Origin of the sequence: Klebsiella sp. BIGb0138 (assembly GCF_004342285.1) — a bacterium.
Taxonomy (GTDB): Bacteria; Pseudomonadota; Gammaproteobacteria; order Enterobacterales; family Enterobacteriaceae; genus Klebsiella.
Genome location: NZ_SMCV01000003.1, coordinates 192243 through 211961, shown reverse-complemented (window position 1 = coordinate 211961; position 19719 = coordinate 192243). Strand labels below are relative to the sequence as shown.

17 protein-coding genes are annotated in these 19719 nt (G+C 54.3%); 6 read left to right on the top strand and 11 right to left on the bottom strand.

Annotated features, from left to right (window positions below; translation table 11 throughout):
* Nucleotides 1-14 precede the first annotated feature (14 nt).
* Nucleotides 15-473: an Lrp/AsnC family transcriptional regulator gene (locus EDF73_RS09085; RefSeq protein ID WP_132728454.1), complete on the bottom strand. Its 459-nt coding sequence runs from the start codon at nucleotides 471-473 to the stop codon at nucleotides 15-17.
* A 115-nt stretch (nucleotides 474-588) separates the two neighbouring features.
* On the opposite strand from EDF73_RS09085, the gene EDF73_RS09080 reads away from it, so the two are divergent.
* A complete protein-coding gene (locus tag EDF73_RS09080) occupies nucleotides 589-1641 on the top strand; it encodes a PLP-dependent cysteine synthase family protein (protein ID WP_132728453.1) in 1053 nt (350 codons plus the stop codon).
* A 45-nt stretch (nucleotides 1642-1686) separates the two neighbouring features.
* Here the strand turns inward: EDF73_RS09080 and cof are convergent, their stop codons facing one another.
* Nucleotides 1687-2505 carry an HMP-PP phosphatase gene (cof, locus tag EDF73_RS09075; RefSeq protein WP_132728452.1) on the bottom strand — a complete coding sequence of 273 codons (819 nt, stop codon included), beginning with the start codon at nucleotides 2503-2505 and terminating at the stop codon, nucleotides 1687-1689.
* Nucleotides 2506-2721: 216 nt separating this feature from the next.
* On the opposite strand from cof, the gene EDF73_RS09070 reads away from it, so the two are divergent.
* A complete protein-coding gene (locus EDF73_RS09070) occupies nucleotides 2722-4422 on the top strand; it encodes an SgrR family transcriptional regulator (RefSeq protein WP_132728451.1) in 1701 nt (566 codons plus the stop codon).
* 66 nt (nucleotides 4423-4488) lie between these two features.
* Nucleotides 4489-5184 carry a 7-cyano-7-deazaguanine synthase QueC gene (queC, locus tag EDF73_RS09065; protein WP_132728450.1) on the top strand — a complete coding sequence of 232 codons (696 nt, stop codon included), beginning with the start codon at nucleotides 4489-4491 and terminating at the stop codon, nucleotides 5182-5184.
* Between the two features lie 239 nt (nucleotides 5185-5423).
* Here the strand turns inward: queC and EDF73_RS09060 are convergent, their stop codons facing one another.
* From EDF73_RS09060 to bolA, 9 genes are all read right to left on the bottom strand, one after another.
* Nucleotides 5424-5822: a YbgC/FadM family acyl-CoA thioesterase gene (locus EDF73_RS09060; protein ID WP_132728449.1), complete on the bottom strand. Its 399-nt coding sequence runs from the start codon at nucleotides 5820-5822 to the stop codon at nucleotides 5424-5426.
* 108 nt (nucleotides 5823-5930) lie between these two features.
* Nucleotides 5931-6293, bottom strand: coding sequence for a helix-hairpin-helix domain-containing protein (locus EDF73_RS09055; RefSeq protein ID WP_165905683.1), 363 nt, complete (start codon nucleotides 6291-6293; stop codon nucleotides 5931-5933).
* A gap of 148 nt (nucleotides 6294-6441) precedes the next feature.
* Nucleotides 6442-8316 carry a peptidylprolyl isomerase gene (ppiD, locus tag EDF73_RS09050; RefSeq protein ID WP_132728447.1) on the bottom strand — a complete coding sequence of 625 codons (1875 nt, stop codon included), beginning with the start codon at nucleotides 8314-8316 and terminating at the stop codon, nucleotides 6442-6444.
* A 213-nt stretch (nucleotides 8317-8529) separates the two neighbouring features.
* A complete protein-coding gene (hupB, locus tag EDF73_RS09045; protein WP_002444653.1) occupies nucleotides 8530-8802 on the bottom strand; it encodes a nucleoid-associated protein HU-beta in 273 nt (90 codons plus the stop codon).
* A 207-nt stretch (nucleotides 8803-9009) separates the two neighbouring features.
* Entirely contained in the window at nucleotides 9010-11364 is a 2355-nt protein-coding gene (gene lon, locus EDF73_RS09040) for an endopeptidase La (RefSeq protein ID WP_132728445.1), read from the bottom strand.
* 184 nt (nucleotides 11365-11548) lie between these two features.
* Nucleotides 11549-12823: an ATP-dependent protease ATP-binding subunit ClpX gene (gene clpX, locus EDF73_RS09035; protein WP_004858716.1), complete on the bottom strand. Its 1275-nt coding sequence runs from the start codon at nucleotides 12821-12823 to the stop codon at nucleotides 11549-11551.
* Between the two features lie 132 nt (nucleotides 12824-12955).
* A complete protein-coding gene (gene clpP / locus EDF73_RS09030; RefSeq protein WP_132728443.1) occupies nucleotides 12956-13579 on the bottom strand; it encodes an ATP-dependent Clp endopeptidase proteolytic subunit ClpP in 624 nt (207 codons plus the stop codon).
* 347 nt (nucleotides 13580-13926) lie between these two features.
* Entirely contained in the window at nucleotides 13927-15225 is a 1299-nt protein-coding gene (tig, locus tag EDF73_RS09025; RefSeq protein ID WP_132728441.1) for a trigger factor, read from the bottom strand.
* Between the two features lie 343 nt (nucleotides 15226-15568).
* Nucleotides 15569-15886 (bottom strand): transcriptional regulator BolA, encoded by a 318-nt coding sequence (gene bolA, locus EDF73_RS09015; RefSeq protein WP_015585028.1) that lies wholly within the window; start codon nucleotides 15884-15886, stop codon nucleotides 15569-15571.
* Between the two features lie 301 nt (nucleotides 15887-16187).
* On the opposite strand from bolA, the gene EDF73_RS09010 reads away from it, so the two are divergent.
* The 3 genes from EDF73_RS09010 to cyoA all read left to right on the top strand — a co-directional run bounded on the left by EDF73_RS09010 (nucleotide 16188) and on the right by cyoA (nucleotide 19714).
* Entirely contained in the window at nucleotides 16188-16766 is a 579-nt protein-coding gene (locus EDF73_RS09010) for a lipoprotein (RefSeq protein ID WP_132728439.1), read from the top strand.
* Between the two features lie 44 nt (nucleotides 16767-16810).
* The gene (gene ampG / locus EDF73_RS09005) at nucleotides 16811-18286 is read left to right on the top strand and encodes a muropeptide MFS transporter AmpG (RefSeq protein WP_132728437.1); all 1476 of its coding nucleotides are present in this window, start codon (nucleotides 16811-16813) and stop codon (nucleotides 18284-18286) included.
* 480 nt (nucleotides 18287-18766) lie between these two features.
* A complete protein-coding gene (gene cyoA / locus EDF73_RS09000) occupies nucleotides 18767-19714 on the top strand; it encodes a cytochrome o ubiquinol oxidase subunit II (RefSeq protein WP_132728435.1) in 948 nt (315 codons plus the stop codon).
* Nucleotides 19715-19719 lie beyond the last annotated feature (5 nt).

The following is a 19719-nucleotide window of genomic DNA, read 5'->3' as shown; positions in this document are numbered from 1 at the left end:
CGCGGCAAAAGCCGTTAATCAATGGGCAAGGCAGTGGTGTATTTTATCTGTTCCATGGCGAAACTCGAAGTGACATCGGAGAGCCCCGGTACGCTGTTCACCAGCCGTTTATAAAAATCGTCATAGCGTTTCATATCCGCCACCTGCACCCGCAGCAGATAATCATACTCTCCCGCCATCCGCCAGAAGCCGAGAACCTCCGCCATCTGCGTGACCTCGCTGACGAAACGGCAGTACCACTCGCTGCTGTGATGCTGGGTCTTAATCAGCACAAAAGCCGTCAGACCGAGCCCAAGCTTTTCGGCATCCAGCAGCGCCACGCGCCCGCGCAGAATGCCGTCATCTTCAAGTCGCTTCAGGCGTTTCCAGCAGGGTGTGGTGGTCAGATTAACGGCATCAGCCAGCGCCTGCAAAGAGAGGGTGCAGTCTGTTTGCAACAAAGAAAGCAGCTTTCGGTCAATTTTATCTAACATAGGGCGCCTCGGGAGAAAAATTTACTCCTTTAATTGTAATTGAAAGGCTAAATAGCAACAATTTTTCCTGTGAGTTCCGCTAAGCTGGGCACAAAATGACAAACAGGAAATGACGATGAATAGCGCCTGGGTAAAACACGCGATGAGTGAAATCAACGCCGATTATCAGCGATCCGCCGATACGCACCTTATTCGCCTGGCGCTGCCGGGGTTCCCTGGAATTCAGATCTACCTGAAGGATGAAAGCACCCATCCCACCGGCAGCCTGAAACACCGCCTGGCGCGCTCGCTGTTCCTTTACGGCCTGTGTAATGGCTGGATTAAAGAGGGGACGACGATTATTGAGTCATCTTCCGGCTCGACCGCGGTCTCTGAAGCCTATTTTGCACGGCTGCTAGACCTGCCCTTTATCGCCGTAATGCCCTCCTGCACGGCGAAACGTAAAATTGAACAGATTGAGTTTTATGGCGGTCGCTGCCACTTTGTCGACAGCGCCTGCGAAATTTATGCCGCATCCGAGATGCTGGCCCGCGAGCTGAACGGCCATTATATGGATCAGTTCACCTTCGCCGAGCGCGCTACCGACTGGCGCGGCAATAACAATATTGCTGACAGCATCTTCCGTCAGATGACCCATGAACCCCATCCGCAGCCCTCTTATATTGTGATGAGCGCGGGCACCGGCGGCACCTCGGCAACGATTGGCCGCTATATCCGCTGCCAGGGCTATGACACCCGGCTGCTGGTGGTTGACCCACAGAATTCGGTCTTTCTCGATTACTGGCAAAGCCGCGATGCCAGCCTGCGCAGTCCGGTCGGCAGTAAGATTGAAGGGATTGGCCGCCCGCGCGTCGAGCCGTCATTTATTCCTGACGTCGTCGATGAAATGCTGCGGGTGCCGGATGCCGCCAGCGTCGCCACCGCCCTGTGGCTGGAAACGCTGCTCGGGCGTAAGGTCGGCGCTTCGACCGGCACCAATATGTGGGGCGTGCTTGAGCTTGCGATAAGGATGCGCGCGGAAGGCCGCTCAGGTTCGATCGTCACTCTGCTGTGCGATAGCGGCGAACGCTATCTGGAAAGCTATTACAACCCGCAGTGGGTGGCGAGCCATATCGGTGATATCGCGCCGTGGCAGGCAAAAATTGCGCAAATGGTGAAGGCGCAATAAAAAAAAGCCAGACACCGCGGTGTCTGGCTTGCTGGAAGCGTCTATTTATTCGGGGGAATAAGGAAGATCAGGGTTATCCAGCCAATGAGTTAAAAAATGGGAGACCGCCTCATGACGGCAGTCTCCGATAACCGGTAAATGCGGCAGTTCAGCTTTGAGCTGCGGCATCGCGTTGCCCATAATGACGCCACGCCCGACGCTGCCAAGCATCTCGCAATCATTCATCGCATCACCAAACGCCATACAATCCTGCATGGACAGGCCAAGATGCTGGCTCAGCACCGCCAGCGCCGCGCCTTTATTACAGCCAGTTGGCAGCACTTCCAGACAATCGAACGCGGAAAAACAGATATGGGCGCGATCGGCAAGCGCTGCGCTCAGCTGCACTTCTAGTCGCCGGAGATCTTCATGATCGCCACAGAAGCAGACCTTGGTGACTTTATCGAGCGGCATCCGCTGCGGATCGACAATCTGATAGCGGAAACCGCTAAAGACGTGCGCCTTGAGAAGGTCGGGAATTTCCTTGCCGGTAAACCAACCGCCGTCATTAAACACATGCATGCTGGCCGCGGTCTCCCAGCGGCGGTGCAGCACCACTTCCGCGACGCCCGGATCAAGATCGCTGCGGTGCAGCTCCTCCCCATCCAGAGAGTGAATACGCGTGCCGTTGCCGGTAATTAAGTAGGCATCCAGCGAGAACTCGCCGATCACATGGCGCATCTCCAGCGCATGGCGTCCCGTGGCAAAGGTCAGGGTGATGTCGCGCTCACGCAGACGCTTCAGCGTTGCCAGCGTCGACGTTCCCAGACGATGGTCCGGCAGCAACAGCGTGCCGTCCATATCAAATGCCGCGAGTCTTGCCATGTTCTGCTCCCAGGAAGGGGGGTGGATTTTGCTTGTGTTCCAGTATTGCCTGATATATACGGAAGTAATAGTGAATAGATATTTTTTATTGTTCCGGGTTTATAAACGGCGCCCGCGCCGACCGCGAACGAGCGAATCCCGGGAGCTTACTCCAGGCAGTGGCCGGGGTGAGCGACCGTAGCCAACGCAGAGGCAGGTTGAAGGACGAAGTGTAATATGAGATTACTGAATCGACTAAACCAGTACCAGCGCCTCTGGCTGCCCTCCTCCGGCGCGCCGCAGCAGGCCACCGTCGGTGAACTGGCTGAACGCTGTTTTTGCAGCGAACGCCATATTCGCACGCTGCTGCGCCAGGCTCAGCAGGCCGGCTGGCTAAGCTGGCAGGCCAGTTCCGGTCGCGGAAAGCGCGGCACCCTCACTTTTCACAAAGCGCCGGAAACGTTGCGTAATGAAATGATGGAACAGGCGCTGAATAACGGGCAGCAGAAAAATGCGCTGGAGCTGGCGCAGCTGGCGCCGGTGGAACTTAAAGCGCTGCTGTCCCCGTTTCTTGGCGGCCAGTGGCAAAATAACACGCCCACGCTGCGTATTCCCTATTACCGCCCGCTTGAAGCGCTACGTCCCGGTTTTCTTCCCGGACGGGCGGAGCAGCATCTCGCCGGACAAATTTTTTCCGGCCTGACGCGCTTTGATGCGCAAAGTACCTCGCCGATAGGCGATTTAGCCCACCACTGGCAGGTGTCGCCGGACGGTCTACGCTGGCATTTTTATATCCGCTCGACGTTGTTCTGGCATAACGGTGACCCGATAGAAACGCCGCAGCTTCGGCAACGGCTGCTGATGTTGCTCAAGCTGCCGGCCTTACGCACGCTGTTTGCCAGTATTAGCCGGATTGATATCACCCATGCCCAATGTCTGACCATCACCCTGCACCGCCCGGATTACTGGCTACCGTTTCGCCTGGCGAGCTACTGTAGCGTGCTGGCGCACCCCGACGATCCCAGCCTTGGCAGCGGCCCGTTCCGCCTGAAGCTGTTCAGCCCGGAGCTGGTCAGGCTGGAAAACCATCCGCGTTATCATCTGAATCATCCCCTGATCCAGGCCGTAGAGTACTGGATCACCCCCCAGCTGTTTGAACAGAATTTGGGCACCAGCTGCCGTCACCCGGTGCAGATCACCATTGGCGACCCGGACGAGCTGACGAATCTTCGTCAGGTCAGTAATAGCATTAGCCTTGGCTTTTGCTATTTGACGCTGCGCCAGAGCCGTCGGCTCAGTAAAGCCCAGGCTCAGCGGCTGGTGTCGTTGATCCACCGTTCTTCACTGCTGGAAACGCTTCCTCTGGACGAAGATCTGATCACGCCCAGCAATGCAGTGCTACCCGGCTGGTCAATACCCCAGGGGCCGGAGAATCAGGACGTTCCGCTGCCGGGGAAACTGACGCTGCTGTACCACCTTCCCGTCGAACTGCATGCGATGGCACAACAGCTTCGCCAGCGGCTTGCCGCCCTCGGTTGCCAACTGACACTCATTTTTCACGACGCGAAAAATTGGGAGGGTTGCCAGGATCTGGCCCGGGCGGATTTGGTCATGGGCGATCGCCTGATTGGTGAAGCGCCGGAATATACGCTGGAACAGTGGCTGCGCTGCGATACGATGTGGCCTAATTTGCTGACCGGGGCGCAATATGCGCATTTGCAGGCGACGCTCGATGCCGTCCAGGCTCAGCCGGAAGAACGTAGCCGTAACGAAGCGCTGCGCAACGTCTTCAACATTCTGATGGATGATGCCATCATGACGCCGCTGTTTAATTACAATTATCGCATCAGCGCCCCGCCGGGCGTAAATGGCCTGCGGCTCAATGCCCGCGGCTGGTTTGATTTCGCCAGCGCCTGGCTGCCGGCATCAGCGCCGTGATGAAGCTGGTCGCCGCGCTCATCAAGCGCTACCATATCGCTTTCACTTCGATAGTCAGGAATTGCCATGAAACGCGCCGTAGTTGTCTTCAGCGGAGGACAAGATTCAACGACCTGCCTGGTGCAGGCTCTGAAACAGTATGATGAAGTGCATTGCGTCACTTTTGATTATGGACAACGCCACCGCGCGGAAATTGACGTGGCTCGCGAGCTGGCGCTGACGCTTGGCGCCGTCGCTCATAAGGTGCTGGATGTGACGCTGCTCAATGAGCTGGCGGTCAGCAGCCTGACCCGCGATAACATCCCGGTACCGGACTACGCGCCGGATGCCAGCGGGATCCCTAATACTTTCGTTCCCGGGCGTAATATTCTGTTTTTAACCCTGGCGGCGATTTATGCCTATCAGGTCAAAGCGGAAGCCATTATTACCGGCGTCTGCGAAACCGATTTTTCCGGCTATCCGGACTGCCGCGACGAGTTCGTCAAAGCGCTCCACCACGCCGTTAGCCTGGGTATGGCGAAGGATATCCGCTTCGAAACCCCGCTAATGTGGCTGAACAAAGCCGAAACCTGGGCACTGGCGGACTACTGGGGCCAGCTGGAGCGGGTACGTCGCGAAACCCTGACCTGCTATAACGGCATTAAAGGTGACGGCTGCGGGCAGTGCGCCGCCTGTAACCTGCGCGCCAACGGCCTGCATCAGTACCTGGCCGATAAGGTCGGCGTGATGACGGTGATGAAACAAAAAACCGGGTTGAAATAAACCCTCTGCACCACGCCCCCGCTCGCGCTGCGCTTAGCGGGGCTACCAGATGCTGCAGCCGGTAGACCGGATAAGGCGCTTGCGCCGCTATCCGGGAACGCCCCCCGCTCGCGCTGCGCTTAGCGGGGCTACCAGATGCTACAGCCGGTAGACCGGATAAGGCGCTTGCGCCGCTATCCGGGAACGCCCCCGCTCGCGCTGCGCTTAGCGGGGCTACAGAATGCTACAGCGATGCATTCTTACATCTCCATCTGTTCCAGCTTCTCACGCAGTTCACCGTCCAGCGGCAGCGCTTTCTGGGTTTTTAAATCAATGCAGACAAACGTAATTACCGCATCCGCCACCACTTCACCTTCAGGATTTAGCGTGACCGTCTGGTTTAAGGTGCCGCTTTTACCATTAAGCTGCTGCAGGTGGCTGGTCACGGTTAACACATCCCCCAGTACCGCCGGGCGACGGTAGTTGATATTTATGTTCACCACCACAAAGGCGATGTTACGTGCGGTCATCCAGTGAAATGCGGCACTGTTCTCCAGGCCATCCCAACGAGCCTCCTCAAGAAACTCAAGATAGCGAGCGTTGTTAACGTGCTGATAAACATCCAGATGATAGCCGCGAACTTTGATTTGTGTCTGCATAGCGCAAGTGCCTTAGTCTTATTGTCATATTGAGGTCAGAGGTCACACCACTGGTGTAACCTCTTTAGTCTGGCAAAAATTTGCGGCTGTGCAAGCCCCATAGGTAAATTACAACGTCAAATGCGACAGATTTCTCTCAACCAGGGAATGCCCCATTCCGGGAACCTGCTTGAGATCGTCCACGGTTTTAAACGGCCCATATTCTTCACGATAGCTGACAATGGCCTGCGCTTTTTTCAGGCCGACGCCGTTCATCGCCTGCATCAGCTCCTCCGCACTGGCGCTGTTGATACTGACCCTGGCAGCGCCCGGCATGGGGTTGAGCGTCTCAGGCGCTTTATCCTGCGGCGCCTGTACGCTCTCCTTTGCCGCCGCGGCTTTACCGCTGGTCGATGCCGCCAGCGCCATCTGACTTCCCGCCGCACAGAACAGTACGGTGGCGGCAATCATCGTTGTGATACCTCGTTTCATGCTGTGATCTCCTTGTGTGTTGACAGCAAGGCTACGATAACGAGCAAGAAACATGAGGACAAAAGGCAAAACAGAGAAATGGAAAAGGCCGCGAAAGCGGCCTTTGGGGATTACATCACGTTACTGAGCTTTGCGAAGCGCCGCGAAATTATTGCTGCTGGTCGACGATATCGCCGAGCTTAATTTTCGCTGATTTACGCAGGTTGCTCATCAGCGCTTCGAAAGCAATCTGGGCATTGTTCTGCGTAATACCTTGCACCATGGCTTTTTTCTGCGCTTCCGGCATGTCGCCTGCTTTCACTTCATCCAGCGCCAGCAGCACAACGTTACCTTTCATGTCACTCCCCACGCCGTAGCTGGCTTTCCCCTGCTGCGGCAGCGGCAGGGCAAATGCCGCCTGACTTAATGGATCCTGACCGGTACGTGCCAGCGTCTGCGCTGCGCTGAAGCTTAAGCCCGCCGCTTTCATCGCCTCGTCACCTTTGCCATCCTTCAGCGCCGCCAGCAGCTTGTCGGCATCCAGCTTCGCCTGCTGTTCAGCTTTGGTGTGCTTCACGATATCGGTAACCTGCGCTTTCACTTCCGCCAGCGGTTTCACCGCTTCCGCTTTATGATCGCTGATGCGCAGGACAAATGCGCGATCGCCATCCACGGTGATGATATCGGAGTTGCTGCCCGGCGTACCGTTTTCGCCCACCAGACCGCCGTTGAAGATCGCGTCGGAGACCGGTTTAAAGTTCAGCTCTTCCGGCAGGTTGTCATGACCAAACCAGCCGGTTTCAACCACTTTCACATTCGCAGCCTGCGCAGCGCCTGCCAGAGATTCGTTATCGTTGCTGGCCGCGTCGCTCACTTTCTGTTGCAGCGCGTAGTAAGCATCCAGCGCTTTTTCCTGCTTAACTTTCGCCGCAATATCATCGCGTACTTCGGCCAGCGGTTTAACCTGTGCCGGCTGCACATCATCAAGACGCACCACCAGGAAACCGACGGAAGATTTAATCACGCCAGACAGCTGGCCTTTTTCTTTCAGACCGGCATCTTTCAGCTCAGGTACCGTCGCGGCATCGTCCATCCATCCCATATCGCCGCCGTTGCGGGCAGAAATAATGTCGGTAGATTTTTCTTTCGCCAGGGTGGCGAAATCTGTGCCTTTTTTCAGCTCATCCACCACCGCCTGGGCATCCGCTTCGGTTTTCGTCTGAATCACGCTGTAACGATTACGCTGCGGTTGCGTGAACTGATCCTGGTGCTGGTCATACCATGACTGAATTTCTGCGTCAGAAGCGTTCTCCTGCATGCTAGCGGCATCCATTTTGATGTAGCTAACGCGGAACTGCTCTGGCGCCATAAAACGCGCCTGGTTCTGCTGGTAGTAAGCGTTGATTTCCGCATCGGTCACCGTCTGTTTCGCCGCCAGCGCATTCACATCGATGGTTGCTTCACGCACCACGCGCTGCTGAGAAACTAACGCCGCCAGCTGGTCAGATTCGCCCGGCAGCATAAAGTCGGTACCGGCAACGGCATTAATCAGTTGCTGAGTGGTCAGCTGGTTACGCAGCGCCTGCGCGTACTGATCGGTGGTCATGCCCATTTGATTCACGATGCCGCCAAAGCGTTCGTTATCAAATTTGCCGTTAGTCTGGAAAGCCTGAGTCTGGAAGATGGCTTGTTTTACCTGATTGTCGCTGACGCTCAGACCAAGCTCACGGGCGTACTGGTCCAGCAGCGATTCATCGATAAGACGGTTCAACACCTGCTGACGCATGGTTTTCATGTAGTTTTCGTTGGCCGCCAGTTCAGAGAACCGATCGCCAAGCTGCTGCTGCATGCGGTTACGTTCGCTGGCAACGGCATTTTCAAACTGCGAGCGACCAATCTCCTGGTCATTAACTTTCGCGGCATAGTTGCTGCTGCCGCCAATCAGGTAACCACTCACCCCGGTCAAAATGAACGAGACAATGATAATACCGAAAATAATCTTGAGCACGACGCTGTTGGCGGCCGTGCGTAGGTTGTCCATCATGGTGTAACAACGCTCCGCTGTAGATGACTTTAGCTCGCGCAGCATAGCACGTGATGGCTGCCGCGCGTGAGGGCCTATTTTGACAAGAAAACGGGGTGATTGTCAGCCCACAAGTGCGCACAAACACCGATAAAGTCGAGTTCCGGACAAATAAAAAAGGCACATCTCACGATGCGCCCTTGTACTTCGTCACATTCCCTGACGGGAAGCCGATCAGTTTACCGCGTCTTTCAGCGCTTTACCGGCACGGAACCCCGGGACTTTAGCCGCTGCAATGGTAATTTCTTTACCGGTTTGCGGGTTGCGGCCTGTACGGGCAGCACGCTCTTTCACAGCAAAGGTACCAAACCCGACCAGCGCAACGTCATCCCCAGCCTGCAGAGATTCAGTAACAGAAGCAATTAAAGCATCTAACGCACGTCCGGCTGCAGCTTTAGAAATGTCCGCACCCGCAGCAATTTTGTCAATCAGTTGAGATTTATTCACTGTTCTCTTCCTCTCTTTATAATTTATATCGCACCAGAATCCTTCGTGGTGCGACCGCGCAGCAGTTATATCAGGACTGTCATGCCCTTACAACAGAGTTGTAGATGACCCCCTGCCAGCGATCTAAGTTAGCTACACAAAAAAAGGCTGGCAAGTACGAATTTACTTACCAGCCCTATTTTTATTAACGCAATTTGCGCGAAGTCACTATTTCGCCGTCACAACCTGCATGCCGAAAGGCTCGTTCTGCAACGCAAGTGTCAGAACTTCTTCGATTCGTTTCACCGGATGGATATCTAAATCGGCGATAACGTTATCTGGAATTTCTTCAAGGTCGCGTTTGTTTTCATCAGGAATCAGAACAGTCTTAATACCACCGCGATGGGCCGCCAGCAGTTTTTCCTTCAAACCGCCGATTGGCAATACCTGTCCACGCAGGGTAATTTCCCCTGTCATCGCGACATCGGCACGTACCGGGTTCCCCGTCAGACAGGAAACCAGCGCGGTACACATAGCGATACCGGCGCTCGGGCCATCTTTCGGCGTCGCCCCTTCCGGAACGTGAACGTGAATATCGCGTTTTTCGTAGAAGTCCGGGTTAATACCCAGCTTATCCGCCCGCGAACGTACCACGGTCAACGCAGCCTGGATCGACTCCTGCATCACTTCACCCAGCGAACCGGTATAGGTCAGCTTGCCTTTACCCGGTACGCAGGCGGTTTCAATGGTCAGCAGATCGCCGCCCACCTCCGTCCACGCCAGGCCGGTAACCTGACCGACGCGGTTTTCACTATCCGCGCGACCGTAGTCATAGCGCTGCACGCCGAGGAAATCATGCAGATTATCGCCGTTAATGGTGATGTGCTTCAGGGACTTATCCAGCAGCAGCTGTTTAACCGCTTTACGGCACAGTTTGGAGATTTCACGCTCCAGTCCACGCACGCCCGCCTCACGGGTGTAATAGCGAATAATCCCGACGATAGCGCTGTCCTCAACGGTCAGCTCGCCTTTCTTCAGCGCATTACGCTCAATCTGCTTCGACAGCAGGTGACGTTTGGCGATGTTCAGTTTTTCATCTTCGGTATACCCGGAGAGACGAATCACTTCCATGCGGTCCAGCAGCGGCGCCGGAATATTCATGGAGTTAGAGGTCGCCACAAACATGACATCGCTGAGATCGTAGTCCACTTCCAGATAGTGGTCGTTAAAGGCCACGTTCTGTTCAGGATCAAGAACTTCCAGCAGTGCCGAAGCCGGATCGCCGCGCATGTCGGAGGACATTTTGTCGATCTCATCCAGCAGGAACAGCGGGTTTTTAACCCCCACTTTCGCCATTTTCTGGATCAGTTTGCCCGGCATAGAGCCAATATAGGTACGACGATGGCCGCGGATTTCCGCCTCATCGCGCACGCCGCCCAGCGCCATGCGTACGTACTTACGTCCGGTCGCTTTAGCGATAGACTGGCCCAGCGAGGTTTTACCTACCCCCGGCGGCCCGACCAGGCACAGGATCGGCCCTTTGAGCTTGTTAACGCGGCTCTGCACTGCGAGATACTCAAGGATACGATCCTTCACGCGCTCCAGACCATAATGGTCAGTATCGAGGATCTCCTGCGCCTGTCGCAGATCTTTTTTGACCTTGCTACGCGCGTTCCACGGCACCTGCACCATCCAGTCGATGTAGCCACGTACGACGGTCGCTTCCGCCGACATCGGCGACATCATCTTCAGCTTTTGCAGTTCCGCTTCGGTTTTTTCTTTTGCCTCTTTCGGCATTTTTGCCGCGTCGATCTTGCGCTTCAGCGCTTCGTTCTCGTCCGGCGCGTCATCCATCTCGCCAAGCTCTTTCTGGATGGCTTTCATCTGCTCATTCAGATAGTACTCACGCTGAGATTTCTCCATCTGCTTTTTCACACGGTTGCGAATACGCTTCTCAACCTGCAGCAGATCGATTTCTGATTCCATCATCGCCATCAGATATTCCAGACGTTCGTTAACGTCGGACATCTCGAGCACGGACTGCTTATCAGCCAGCTTCAGAGGCATGTGCGCAGCGATGGTATCTGCCAGACGCGCGGGATCGTCGATGCTGTTCAGCGACGTCAGCACTTCCGGCGGAATTTTTTTATTCAGTTTGATATAGCCTTCAAACTGACCGATTGCGGTGCGCACCAGGACTTCTTGTTCGCGTTCATCGATCGCCGGCGATTCGAGGTACTCCGCCTTCGCGGAAAAATGCTCGCCATTGTCAGATAATGCGGAAATGCGTGCGCGCTGCAGGCCTTCAACCAGCACTTTGACGGTGCCATCAGGCAGCTTCAGCATCTGTAAAATTGACGCCACGGTCCCGACGGTGAAAAGATCATTTACACCCGGCTCATCCGTCGAAGCTTCTTTCTGCGCAACCAGCATGATTTTTTTATCATGGTCCATAGCCGCTTCAAGACAACGGATAGATTTTTCCCGCCCTACAAACAGGGGTATGACCATGTGCGGATAAACCACCACATCGCGCAACGGCAATACGGGGATTTCAATGCGTTCAGAACGCTCAGGATTCATAGAGCTCTCTCTTAGTTTAAAGTCCGCCAGGTAGCCGACGGCACGATTCTTGATCGCGTCGCCGTTAATATGTAATCCAGTATATGGGGATGTATTCCACACATTCAACGGCGGGAATGCAGGAAAAATAAAAGGGGGGATAAAATCCCCCCTTTTTAGTTAACTACTTGAGCGATTTGGCTAATTATTCACCAGACGCCTGCTGCGCTTCCGGTTTGCCATAAATCAGCAACGGCTTGCTTTGCCCGTCGATGACCGAAGCGTCAATAACCACTTTTTCCACATCTTCCATCGACGGAAGATCGTACATGGTATCAAGCAGAGCCGCTTCTACGATGGAACGCAGGCCACGAGCGCCGGTTTTACGCGCCATCGCTTTCTTGGCGATAGCATCCAGCGCTTCGTCACGGAACTCCAGCTCAGCGCCTTCCAGATTGAACAACGCCTGATACTGTTTGGTCAGGGCATTTTTCGGCTCTTTCAGGATCTGAATCAGCGCTTCCTCGCTCAGCTCGTTAAGGGTCGCCACCACCGGCAGACGGCCGATGAACTCAGGAATCAGACCGAATTTGATCAGATCTTCCGGTTCAACCTGGGACAGCAGCTCACCTTCGCTCGCTTTGTCAGATTTGGCTTTCACCGTCGCGCCGAAACCAATACCAGAACCGGTCTCTACACGATGGGAAATGACCTTATCCAGGCCGGCAAATGCGCCGCCGCAAATAAACAGAATCTTGGAGGTATCAACCTGCAAGAACTCCTGCTGCGGATGCTTACGCCCGCCCTGCGGCGGCACCGCGGCAACGGTGCCTTCAATCAGCTTCAACAGCGCCTGCTGCACGCCTTCGCCGGAGACATCGCGGGTAATCGACGGGTTATCCGATTTACGGGAAATTTTGTCGATTTCATCGATATACACGATACCGCGCTGCGCTTTCTGCACGTCGTAGTCGCATTTCTGCAGCAGCTTCTGGATGATGTTTTCAACATCCTCGCCCACATAACCGGCTTCGGTCAGGGTGGTAGCGTCAGCCATGGTGAACGGCACATCCAGCAGACGCGCCAGCGTTTCCGCCAGCAGCGTTTTACCGGAGCCCGTCGGCCCGATCAGCAGAATGTTGCTTTTCCCCAGCTCAACGCCGTTGCTGGTATCGCCATTGCGCAGACGTTTGTAGTGGTTGTATACCGCCACTGCCAGCACTTTCTTCGCCGGTTCCTGGCCGATAACGTAATCGTCCAGGTGGTGGCGGATTTCGTGCGGAGTCGGCAGCGCGCTGCGCTCGCGATGCGGCGCGACTTCTTTAATCTCTTCGCGAATGATGTCGTTACATAAATCAACGCATTCGTCGCAGATATACACGGATGGCCCGGCGATCAGCTTACGCACTTCATGCTGGCTTTTGCCGCAAAAAGAGCAATACAACAGTTTGCCCGAACCATCTTTGCGTTTATCTGTCATGAGTCCAAACCTCTTATTAAGTTCTTTGTGCCGCACACGACGACGCAAATGCCATTCTCAGGCGCAAGCCGCTTATCAGCGTTGTGCCGCCCTACTTCAGACAAGTATAGCGGCACCCTTACGCCAGGGGCATCAATTACGATGGGTCAAAATGGAATCGACCAGGCCGTATTCCACCGCTTCCGATGCTGACAAGAAACGGTCACGCTCGGTGTCGTTCTCGATCTGCTCAAGGGATTGACCCGTATGGTGTGCCATCAGTTCATTCATTCGGCCTTTCACTTTCAGGATCTCGCGGGCGTGAATTTCAATATCCGTCGCCTGCCCCTGATAGCCGCCCAGCGGCTGGTGGATCATCACCCGGGAATTCGGCAGGCAGAAACGCTTGCCCTTCGCCCCTGCGGTCAGCAGGAAGGCGCCCATGGATGCCGCCTGCCCCATACAGATGGTGCTCACGTCAGGCTTGATGAACTGCATGGTGTCGTAAATCGACATCCCGGCGGTGATCACCCCGCCCGGAGAGTTAATGTACAGATAAATGTCTTTTTCCGGGTTCTCTGCTTCCAGAAAAAGCATCTGCGCCACGATCAGGTTCGCCATGTGGTCTTCCACCTGGCCGGTCAGAAAGATAACGCGTTCCTTGAGCAGACGGGAATAGATATCAAAAGAACGTTCACCGCGCGAGGTCTGTTCAATGACCATCGGCACCAGGGCCATATGGGGTGCAAAGTTATCTCGTTCGCCACTGTATGACATTTCCGTCTCCTGGATTAATTTTGAATAAACCTGCTGCACTGATTGTAACCTTATGGACGGATTATCAGCCAGAGCCTTCTACCCGTCATCATTCAAATTACCTGCATATTGGCAGCCTGAACGACTCGGGATAGCCACGCTGCGTCATTATGCATGATTTCACGCGTGCAGTGCCGTCTCCTGGTAATGGGGACGATGCCATCGTAATTCAAGCATAACAACCTTTTGCCGTAACGCTATCATTGATATCGCGTTTTCGCACTCACGCAGAAGCTATCGTTGCGATAAAAAAAAACCCGTAGCCTCGCGGCAACGGGTTTTATCTGAACCTTAAACCGGGGGCGAAATTACGCCTGCTGGTTCATCAGCTCGCTGAAAGTGGTCGCTTTTTCAGACACTTTCGCTTTTGCCAGAACGGCTTCCACAGCCTGCTCTTCCAGCGCAACGTTACGCATGTTGTCCATCAGTTCGTTGTTTTTGCTGTAGAACTCAACAACTTCTTTCGGATCTTCGTATGCAGAAGCCATCTCTTCGATCAGGCCCTTAACGCGCTCTTCGTCAGCTTTGAGCTCGTTGGTGCGAATCACTTCGCCCAGCAGCAGACCGACAACCACGCGGCGTTTAGCCTGCTCTTCGAACAGCTCGCGCGGCAGTTCCAGCGCCTGGTTCTCGTTACCACCGAAACGCTGAGCAGCCTGACGACGCAGAACGTCGATTTCGCTGTCGATCAGGGCAGACGGAACGTCGATTTCGTTAGCTTTTACCAGACCTTCGATGGCCTGAGACTTAACGCGGTTACGCACGGCGCCTTTCAGCTCGCGATCCATGTTTTTACGCACTTCAGCGCGCAGACCTTCTACGGAACCATCTTCAACGCCGAAACGTTTGATGAATTCAGCAGTCAGTTCCGGCAGTTCACGCTCTTCCACTTTCTTCAGGTTGATAACGAATTTAGCCGCTTTACCTTTCAGGTTTTCTGCGTGGTATTCTTCCGGGAAGGTCACGTCGATAGTGAACTCTTCGCCCGCTTTGCGGCCTTTGATACCGTCTTCAAAGCCTGGGATCATACGCCCCTGGCCCATCGCCAGTACGAAGTCAGACGCTTTGCCGCCTTCGAACTCTTCGCCGTCAACAGAACCGGTGAAGTCGATGGTTACGCGATCTTCTGCATCCACAGCGCCGTCTTTGTCTTTCCAGGTAGCCTGCTGCTTACGCAGAGTGTCCAGCATGGTGTCAACGTCAGCTTCGGTCACTTCAACAACCGGTTTTTCAACTTCGATCGCTTCCAGACCCTGCAGTTCAACTTCCGGATACACTTCGAACTCTACCGCGTAGGTGAAGTCTTCACCCAGCTTGTATTCGCCCGGAACGTAGTTCGGCGCGCCAGCCGGATTGATTTTCTCTTTGATGATCGCGTCAACGAAGTTACGGCTCATCAGGTCACCCAGCACGTCCTGGCGAACGGATGCGCCATAACGCTGAGCAACAACATTCATCGGCACTTTGCCTTTACGGAAGCCGTCAATGCGAACTTTTTTCGCTACGTTGACCAGCTCGCTTTTGACAGCATTCTCGATGCTGTCAGCGGCGATAGTAATCGTTACACGGCGCCCAAGGCCCTGAGTGGTTTCAACTGAAACTTGCATCTTGTTACCTCAAAAAAATCACAGTGCTCGGTCAACTCTGGAAGCGCGTGTAAGTTGCTTCGCAGAACCGGGATGCCCTCTTCAATCAGAAACACATTCCCTGTCGTCAGAATCATCCCGAAGACATTCATATAAGACGCGGCATTATAGCGGCATCACTTTTGTGAGTCGAGAACGGTTGTCGCCCACTGCTGCGGCATTTTTCACATTTCCCGCGCAAATTTGTCTGTAAAAGTGCCGACAGCGCACATTTTCCAGGCAAAACAAAACGGCCCGTAGGCCGTTTTTTGATAAATCTTCACGCAACATACTGGAAAAGCTCCAGCGGTTGCAAATGGGATTTTTACGCGATGCTTCCTGCCCCGCGGCATGGAGGAGACGCAAAGACAGTGTCCTGAAGCCCTTCCCACTCTTTGATCGTATAGGTATGCAGCGCCAGCGCATGCACGGTGCTCGACAGCTCCTCGGTCAACGTACCGTAAATCATCCGGTGACGGTTAAGGAAACGCTCACCGGTGAAACGATCGCTGACCAACACCACTTTAAAATGACTTTCAGAGCCCGCTGGGACATTGTGGCGATAACTTTCATCCACGACTTCGAGATACACGGGGTCGAACGCTGCCCTAAGTTTTGCTTCGATCTGTTCACGTATCATCATGAATTTTCTCCTCCGACAACGCTGAGATGCCGCCATTCCTTTTAAATGTTAGCCGCTTTTACCGCTTCCATTACGGGAAAACAACAAAAAATTAGCATTCCTCTGATATTTTCATTCAAAAGTATCGAGTTTACTCACTGAGTCCCCCAGAACACCCGCCTGAATCGCGAGAAAAATGGGGGGAGACGATAAAATGTACAACGCGATGAATTTACATACGTTGCCACTTCCCCTTGCCGTTGGCGATGTTATGATGGCGGGAATTTTCCTCATAACAACACCATGCGTTGAGACCCTGAACATGTTTAAGAAAATTATTTTCCCGCTGGTCGCGCTGTTTATGCTGGCCGGATGCGCCACGCCGCCGACGACCATTGATGTATCGCCGAAAATGAGCCTGCCGCAGCAGGACCCGAGCCTGATGGGCGTCACCGTTAGCATCAACGGCGCGGATCAGCGTCCGGACCAGGCGTTGGCGAAAGTGACCCGCAATAACCAGCAGGTGACGCTGACCGCCTCCCGCGACCTGCGTTTCCTGCTGCAGGAAGTGCTTGAGAAGCAAATGACCGCCCGCGGCTATATGATTGGGCCGAACGGCGCCGTCGATCTGCAGATCATCGTCAACAAACTGTATGCCGATGTTTCTCAGGGCAACGTGCGCTACAACATCGCCACGAAGGCGGATATCGCCATCATCGCGACTGCCGCGAACGGTACCAAAATGACTAAAAACTATCGCGCAAGCTATTCTGTTGAAGGCGCCTTCCAGGCCTCCAACCAGAATATTGCCAATGCTGTGAACAGCGTCCTGACCGACACCATCGCCGATATGGCGCAGGACACCAGCATCCACGATTTCATCAAGCAAAACGCTCGTTGATTCGTTCGCCAACCCGGCCTCACGTCGGGTTGGCGCAATAAACCATGTCCAACCACTACTTACGCATTTTTCAGCAACCTAAATCAGCCATTTTGCTGATCCTCGGTTTCGCTTCCGGTTTGCCTCTTGCCCTGACTTCCGGCACGCTGCAGGCGTGGATGACCGTTGAAAATATCGATCTGAAAACCATCGGTTTTTTCTCGCTTGTCGGCCAGGCTTACGTGTTTAAATTTCTCTGGTCGCCGGTCATGGACCGCTACACGCCGCCGTTTCTTGGCCGCCGCCGCGGCTGGCTGCTGACCACCCAGTTTCTGCTGCTTATCGCCATTGCCGCCATGGGGTTCCTTGAGCCCGCCAGCCAGCTCCGCTGGATGGCCGCGTTAGCGGTGGTCATCGCCTTCTGTTCCGCGTCACAGGATATTGTCTTTGACGCATGGAAAACCGATGTCCTGCCGGCAGAAGAGCGCGGCGCAGGGGCGGCCATCAGCGTGCTGGGCTATCGCCTCGGGATGCTGGTCTCCGGCGGCCTGGCGCTATGGCTGGCCGATCGCTGGCTCGGCTGGCAGGGAATGTACTGGCTGATGGCCGCGCTGCTGATCCCCTGCATCATCGCTACGCTGCTGGCACCGGAACCAAGCGACGTGATCCCGGTACCGAAGAGCCTCGAACAGGCGGTTGCGGCGCCGCTACGTGATTTCTTCGGGCGTAACAATGCCTGGCTGATCCTGCTGTTGATTGTCCTTTATAAGCTTGGCGACGCCTTTGCCATGAGCCTGACCACCACCTTCCTGATTCGCGGCGTTGGTTTTGATGCCGGAGAGGTCGGGATGGTCAATAAAACGCTGGGACTTTTCGCCACCATTGTTGGCGCGCTGTACGGCGGGGTATTAATGCAGCGTCTGACCCTGTTCCGCGCCCTGCTGATCTTCGGGGTGCTGCAGGGCGTCTCCAATGCCGGCTACTGGCTGCTGTCGATCACCGATAAACATCTTTATTCGATGGCGACGGCGGTATTTTTCGAAAACCTGTGCGGCGGGATGGGCACCGCGGCGTTTGTCGCCCTGTTAATGACGCTGTGCAATAAATCGTTTTCCGCCACCCAGTTTGCCTTACTGTCGGCGCTATCGGCGGTCGGGCGCGTGTATGTCGGCCCGATTGCCGGTTGGTTTGTCGAAGCGCACGGCTGGCCAACCTTTTATCTCTTCTCGGTGATTGCGGCCGTGCCGGGGATTGTGCTTTTACTGGTCTGTCGGCGCACGCTGGAACACACCCAGCGCACCGAAAGCTTTATGCCACGCACGCACTACCCGCGGGCTTACGCTCTGGCGCTATTGATCCTCGCGGCCGGGTGCCTGATGCTGGCGATATGGCTACTGTTACTGGTGCTGAATGCCATGGACTACACCGCCTTTTCCTTCCTGCCCGGCATGCTGGAGATCGCAGCGTTAACGGCCGTAGGCGGTATTGTGCTCGGAAGTCTGCTGGATTATCTGGCCTTGCGGAAGACCGCGCTGATTTAGCGCCCGATCGGGATGTTATTAGCCGTTGTAATCACTCAACGTAATTATAACGGCTTATTAACGATTCTATATTCTGCATTTTTCATTTGTTGTTTTGTGCGCTTAACATTTTCGGAAATTATTGACTCCTTTTATTCAATTCATTAAATAATTTAACCGATTCAGCAAAAGTGATTAAATATCTCCCGCTGGCGATGTCTGTTATTTGATAATTAATTGTTAATTAGTTGTGTTATTTTCCCGGTGTTTATGCTCATTAGCCTATAAGCCCATCAATTCTTATCGCTTTCGTTATAGATCCTGCATATATCGGGCTTTGCAAGCGTCTGCGTCACACCCGGTTACATATGTGACAAAGCAAGCAGAACCCGCTAACACAGAACTGACACAGCTCCAATCATGTTTACAGTAATGCAACCTTCCCGTAAAATGCCCGTACACTTTAAGCGCCACCAGATTCCGTGGAATTGAGGTCGTTCAATGAGACTTAGGAAATACAATAAAAGTTTGGGATGGATGTCATTAATCGCAGGTACTGTATTACTCAGTGGTTGTGATTCTGCGCTCCTTGACCCAAAAGGACAGATTGGACTGGAGCAACGTTCTCTGATACTGACGGCCTTTGGCCTGATGATGATTGTCGTTATTCCCGCCGTCTTGATGGCTGTAGGATTTGCCTGGAAGTATCGCGCGAGCAATAAAGATGCGAAGTATAGCCCGAACTGGTCACACTCCAACAAAGTTGAAGCTGTGGTCTGGACGGTTCCTATTCTGATCATCCTGTTCCTGGCCGTTCTGACCTGGAAAACCACTCACGCACTCGAGCCAAGCAAACCGCTTGCTCACGAAGAGAAACCGATCGTCATCGAAGTTGTTTCGATGGACTGGAAATGGTTCTTTATCTATCCGGAACAGGGTATTGCTACCGTCAACGAAATCGCCTTCCCGGCGAACGTGCCGGTACACTTCAAAGTGACCTCTAACTCCGTGATGAACTCGTTCTTTATCCCACGTTTAGGCAGCCAGATTTACGCAATGGCCGGGATGCAGACTCAGCTGCACCTCATCGCGAACGAAACTGGCACTTATGACGGCATCTCCGCAAGCTATAGCGGCCCGGGCTTCTCTGGTATGAAGTTCAAAGCTATCGCCACGCCGGATCGTGCAACATTCGATCAGTGGGTAGCGAAAGCGAAACAGTCACCGAACACCATGGACTCCATGGCTGCCTTCGACAAACTGGCTGCGCCTAGCGAATACAACAAAGTGGAGTACTTCTCTAACGTGAAACCTGATTTGTTCAAAGATGTTGTTAACAAATTTATGTCTCACGGTAAGAGCATGGATATGTCCCAACCTGAAGGCGAGCACGCGGCGCACGACGGGATGGAAGGCATGGACATGAGCCACGCGGAAACCGCTCACTAAGGGAC

Bases quoted from the DNA above. Each gene is read 5' to 3' on its own strand.
- EDF73_RS09010 (WP_132728439.1), top strand. From the start codon at position 16,188: ATGTTTAAGAAAATTATTTTCCCGCTGGTCGCGCTGTTTATGCTGGCC.
- tig (WP_132728441.1), bottom strand. From the start codon at position 15,225: ATGCAAGTTTCAGTTGAAACCACTCAGGGCCTTGGGCGCCGTGTAACG.
- EDF73_RS09070 (WP_132728451.1), top strand. From the start codon at position 2,722: ATGAGATTACTGAATCGACTAAACCAGTACCAGCGCCTCTGGCTGCCC.
- cyoA (WP_132728435.1), top strand. From the start codon at position 18,767: ATGAGACTTAGGAAATACAATAAAAGTTTGGGATGGATGTCATTAATC.
- lon (WP_132728445.1), bottom strand. From the start codon at position 11,364: ATGAATCCTGAGCGTTCTGAACGCATTGAAATCCCCGTATTGCCGTTG.
- cof (WP_132728452.1), bottom strand. From the start codon at position 2,505: ATGGCAAGACTCGCGGCATTTGATATGGACGGCACGCTGTTGCTGCCG.
- EDF73_RS09080 (WP_132728453.1), top strand. From the start codon at position 589: ATGAATAGCGCCTGGGTAAAACACGCGATGAGTGAAATCAACGCCGAT.
- ampG (WP_132728437.1), top strand. From the start codon at position 16,811: ATGTCCAACCACTACTTACGCATTTTTCAGCAACCTAAATCAGCCATT.
- ppiD (WP_132728447.1), bottom strand. From the start codon at position 8,316: ATGATGGACAACCTACGCACGGCCGCCAACAGCGTCGTGCTCAAGATT.
- EDF73_RS09060 (WP_132728449.1), bottom strand. From the start codon at position 5,822: ATGCAGACACAAATCAAAGTTCGCGGCTATCATCTGGATGTTTATCAG.
- EDF73_RS09055 (WP_165905683.1), bottom strand. From the start codon at position 6,293: ATGAAACGAGGTATCACAACGATGATTGCCGCCACCGTACTGTTCTGT.
- clpP (WP_132728443.1), bottom strand. From the start codon at position 13,579: ATGTCATACAGTGGCGAACGAGATAACTTTGCACCCCATATGGCCCTG.
- EDF73_RS09085 (WP_132728454.1), bottom strand. From the start codon at position 473: ATGTTAGATAAAATTGACCGAAAGCTGCTTTCTTTGTTGCAAACAGAC.
- clpX (WP_004858716.1), bottom strand. From the start codon at position 12,823: ATGACAGATAAACGCAAAGATGGTTCGGGCAAACTGTTGTATTGCTCT.
- bolA (WP_015585028.1), bottom strand. From the start codon at position 15,886: ATGATGATACGTGAACAGATCGAAGCAAAACTTAGGGCAGCGTTCGAC.
- queC (WP_132728450.1), top strand. From the start codon at position 4,489: ATGAAACGCGCCGTAGTTGTCTTCAGCGGAGGACAAGATTCAACGACC.